Source organism: Belnapia rosea, assembly GCF_900101615.1.
Taxonomy (GTDB): Bacteria; Pseudomonadota; Alphaproteobacteria; order Acetobacterales; family Acetobacteraceae; genus Belnapia; species Belnapia rosea.
Window position 1 is genome coordinate 1 of the sequence record NZ_FMZX01000079.1, and the last position, 3,650, is coordinate 3,650.

The 3,650-nt window shown below is 64.2% G+C and carries 5 protein-coding genes; 4 read left to right on the plus strand and 1 reads right to left on the minus strand.

Annotated features, from left to right (window positions below):
* Positions 1-317: 317 nt before the first annotated feature.
* Positions 318-572, plus strand: coding sequence for a hypothetical protein (locus BLR02_RS29150; RefSeq protein WP_143018390.1), 255 nt, complete (start codon positions 318-320; stop codon positions 570-572).
* A gap of 42 nt (positions 573-614) precedes the next feature.
* Entirely contained in the window at positions 615-1,106 is a 492-nt protein-coding gene (locus BLR02_RS30225; protein ID WP_218128106.1) for a hypothetical protein, read from the plus strand.
* A 283-nt stretch (positions 1,107-1,389) separates the two neighbouring features.
* Here the strand turns inward: BLR02_RS30225 and BLR02_RS27985 are convergent, their stop codons facing one another.
* Complete coding sequence (locus tag BLR02_RS27985; RefSeq protein WP_090665469.1) at positions 1,390-1,782, minus strand: carboxymuconolactone decarboxylase family protein; 393 nt, start codon at positions 1,780-1,782, stop codon at positions 1,390-1,392.
* 230 nt (positions 1,783-2,012) lie between these two features.
* On the opposite strand from BLR02_RS27985, the gene BLR02_RS27990 reads away from it, so the two are divergent.
* Together BLR02_RS27990 and BLR02_RS27995 are read left to right on the plus strand one after the other, a co-directional pair.
* Complete coding sequence (locus tag BLR02_RS27990) at positions 2,013-2,894, plus strand: LLM class F420-dependent oxidoreductase (RefSeq protein ID WP_176849889.1); 882 nt, start codon at positions 2,013-2,015, stop codon at positions 2,892-2,894.
* Between the two features lie 166 nt (positions 2,895-3,060).
* Positions 3,061-3,558, plus strand: coding sequence for a response regulator (locus BLR02_RS27995; protein ID WP_218128107.1), 498 nt, complete (start codon positions 3,061-3,063; stop codon positions 3,556-3,558).
* The last annotated feature ends 92 nt before the right edge of the window (positions 3,559-3,650 follow it).

Consider the following 3,650-nt stretch of genomic DNA (forward strand, 5'->3'; position numbering starts at 1 on the left):
ACTCCGGCCGTCAGCCTGCCAGTTGCAGCTGTTTGACACTGCGGCACAGCCCGCTGAGGAGCACCGCTCCTACACCACGCTGTGGGACACGACCTCGCGGCAATATCGATTTCGTCAAAGCTTAGGCCGACCCGATCCTGAAGACGCTATGCGTGATTGAATCCCCCGCTGCGCCTGGGTGGCGAGCCAGCCCGCAATGATGGAGATCATCGCAATCCTGGATGTCCCCGACAAAGAGATCCGCGGCACGGTTGTAGGCGATGTTGAGCCGCCGGTAGCGGCTGAGCCAGGCGGATAGCCGTTCGACGACCCACCTGATGCCGCTCGGCAGGAAGCGCCCGTCCGGCGTTCCGCCGGGCGAGATCGGAGATGTGGATGAGGTGCTTAAGCGCGGCCGCAGGTTGCACTGCCTGGGCTGGTGCGAAACATGGCGCATCATGGTGCGGCTCGGACGGGGCACCGCCCTACGTGTCGAATCCAACCCGGAAGACCCAGCTTATTTCGCACTCAGATTCCTGGCACCAAGCCGGGATAATCACATCATGTGCAACCTCGATGGCATCGATAAGTAACCGGGCCGCGATGCCGCGGCGCATGACGCGGAACAGCGATGCATGGATCACGACCATACCAATCCCGATTATCCCAACACGCCCGACGGACGGTACTTCGTTGTGCGCGGCCGGTTGTGGCGGCGGAGCAACCCCGCGCTCGAACTGGCCGAGCGCGAGCGGCTCGTGCGGGAGTTGATGGCCGCCCGCCGTGCCGTCCTGAAGGCGAAGGACGATCCCGAGGCGCGCCGCGCTGCGCGGTCTGGCGTTGATGCGGCGAAGCGGGCGCTTGGCGAGCGCGGACCGCCATGGTGGACGGATGGCGCCCCAGACTACAACCGGCACATGGTTGCGAATACGCCTTATACCAACTGGTTCGAGACCGTTTCCGCAAAAGACGCCGGCATGGCGTCCGGCGAACTCGGTCACGAAGCTTTGGCAGCGGCGTCGGATGCTCTCGTGGGCGACCGTGGTGCCCCGCTCGACCAAGATCAGTCCAAAGACCCGCAGGCTGGGGCTGGAACGGGTGGTAGAGCCAAACTGCGTGGCCAATAACTGCGACCGGAAGCGATAGCCGAGATTAGGTGGCGGGTTCAGGCGCCACCCCTCCCAGCTTCGCCCGACTGCCTCGTTTCGGCTGCAAGTGGTCAATTTGGCAATTCCCACCAGTGTGCGGAAGCGCGGCGGTGTCGTGTTGAACGCGGTGGCTTTTCTATGGCATCGCGCACGTCATCGGCGATGCGGGCTATCGAGGCCCATGGATGGTTGCCGCCTCTCCTTGCGCTTCAGGAGCGATAGGCTATGGAACGCTAAGCTGGATGGATCAGCGAATGCGGCACTATTCCTCTGCCCGCAACTCAGCAAAAACCTCCCGCGCCACCAGCAGCGCCTCCCGCACGGAGGGCGCGCCGATATAACCGGCGGTATGCAGCAGCGCCTCGCCCAACTCATCCTCGGTCCAACCCTGGCGGCGAGCCATGCGGAGATGGATACGCAACTCGGGCCAAGCGGACGTCGCCGTATCGGTGATGACGGTGATCAGGGCACGGGTCTTGAGGTCGAGGCCTGGCCGCGTCCAGAGCAGGCCGAAAACCGCTTCCCGCGTCCAGTCGGCGAATTTCTCCATCAAAGGGTCATTATAGACATCACTGACCATTCTTTCGGCCATGGCATCGCCCATCAGTTCTTGGCGCACCTTCGTGCCCCGGATGTACATCTCGGTCTTGGGCATGGTCAGCCTCCTTTCTTGGACATCCCAGTCTAGCGCGGCGGGACGACGGGGGAAGGCGGCTGGTCCGTCCGATATCGTATCGTATCCGCCGCGTCGATCGCGCCCGCCATGGGCAGGGCAGGGTGGGGCAGGCCAAGGTGGCGCAGGCTAGACTTGGCGCGTCACGCTGCCATGCTGGCCTCAACATGGCGGCCGGACCAGCATCTGCCGCCCAAGGGGGAAGACGGCCGATGAAATTCGCCCTGCATTTCGGCAACAACACGTTTCCTGATGGCGCCGGTGCCGGCCGGCTGGCGAGGCTGGCTGAAGCCGCCGGCTTCGATTCCGTCTTCGCTGTCGACCATGTCGCATTGCCAGATGCCTACGAGAGCACCTACCCCTACGCACAAGGCGGGCGGCTGCCGGGCTCCCAGTTCACCGACATGCCGGATCCTCTGATCTGGATGGCGTTCGCCGCAGCGGCGACGACACGGCTGCGCCTGATGACGGGTGTCATCATCCTGCCCCTGCGCAATCCGCTGGTGCTGGCGAAGCAGGTGGCGACGCTCGATCACATGAGCGGTGGGCGGATCGAGCTTGGCATCGGCGTCGGGTGGCTGCGGGAGGAATTCACCGCTCTCGGTGTGCCTTTTGAAGAGCGCGGGCGCCGCGCCGACGAGTATGTCGCCGCCATGCGTGCGCTCTGGCGCGAGGACGGCGCCGCTTTCGCCGGCCGCTACGTCGCCTTCGCTGGGGTAAGCTGCAACCCGAAGCCGCTGGCACGGACCGTGCCGATCATCGTCGGTGGTCATTCCGAGGCGGCGGCGCGGCGGGCCGGGCGGCTCGGCGACGGCTTCTTTCCTTCGATCGGGGCACAGGTCGACACCATGCCGCTGATCGAGGTGGTGCGTCGCAGCGCCGAGGCAGCGGGGCGTGACCCGGAAGCTATCGAGATCCTCACAGGCTGCCCCGACGCGCTGCCAGGCGCCGGCCAGGATGCCTGCATGGCCGTGGAGGAAAGGCGCCGCCGGGGCGTCGGCAGGGTCGTGCTGCCCGTCAATGCATTCCTGCCCAACCTGGAGGAGAGCCTTCCGCGCTTCGGTGATACGGTCATCCGCGCTTTCACGGCCTGATGCTGGAATTGCATTCGTGAGCCAAGCCGCATCGGGTGGCTCAAGGATACGCTCACGGCGGGCCGAGTTTTCCGACCTCCATCGCCTAGGTCAGGGCGCCGTGATTGTTGCTTTGGCAACATATGTGGCCATCTGAATGCCACGGCCGCGGTACTGTCACGCCCTGGTGAAGAACGATCAGAGCAACTTACCGCATTTTGTTAACGCCTCGGATAAGACCCTTGGGGAAGGGTTCGCAGGGTGGGGGAAGATCATGCGTATACTGATCGTCGAGGACGAGTGGCTGATCCGGATGCTGGTCCGCGACCTGCTGGAAGAGGCCGGCTTCGAATGCAGGGATGTCGGTGACGCCGCAGAAGCAGCGAAAATCCTGGACGGCAAGAGTGGCTGGCAGCCGGATCTGCTGGTGACCGACTATAATCTCGGCGCGGGGCCGAATGGTGTTGCGGTCGCGATCGAAGCAAGGCGACATTCCCCTGGATTGCCGGTCGTCTATGCCACCGGCAATCCGGAATGCCTCGCTGGCCAGATGCTGGGAATGCGGGAGCGTATTGTGGTGAAGCCCTTCAGCTTCGATGAACTTGTCGGTGCCGTGCATGATCTCGGCCCGCAGACAAGCCTTCGAGCCGGACCGTGCCGGAAGGTCGCCACCGCGTCCCTGTAATACCAAATCCCATTGATCAGAACCGATGCGCCCAATCGCGCAGTCCGATGGACATGATAGTCCAGGGCTGCTCGACGAGGCGGTTCCAGGCC

Excerpts from the sequence above, each read along its gene's own strand:
- BLR02_RS29150 (WP_143018390.1), top strand. The coding sequence starts at position 318 with ATGCCGCTCGGCAGGAAGCGCCCGTCCGGCGTTCCGCCGGGCGAGATC.
- BLR02_RS30225 (WP_218128106.1), top strand. The coding sequence starts at position 615 with ATGGATCACGACCATACCAATCCCGATTATCCCAACACGCCCGACGGA.
- BLR02_RS27985 (WP_090665469.1), bottom strand. The coding sequence starts at position 1,782 with ATGCCCAAGACCGAGATGTACATCCGGGGCACGAAGGTGCGCCAAGAA.
- BLR02_RS27990 (WP_176849889.1), top strand. The coding sequence starts at position 2,013 with ATGAAATTCGCCCTGCATTTCGGCAACAACACGTTTCCTGATGGCGCC.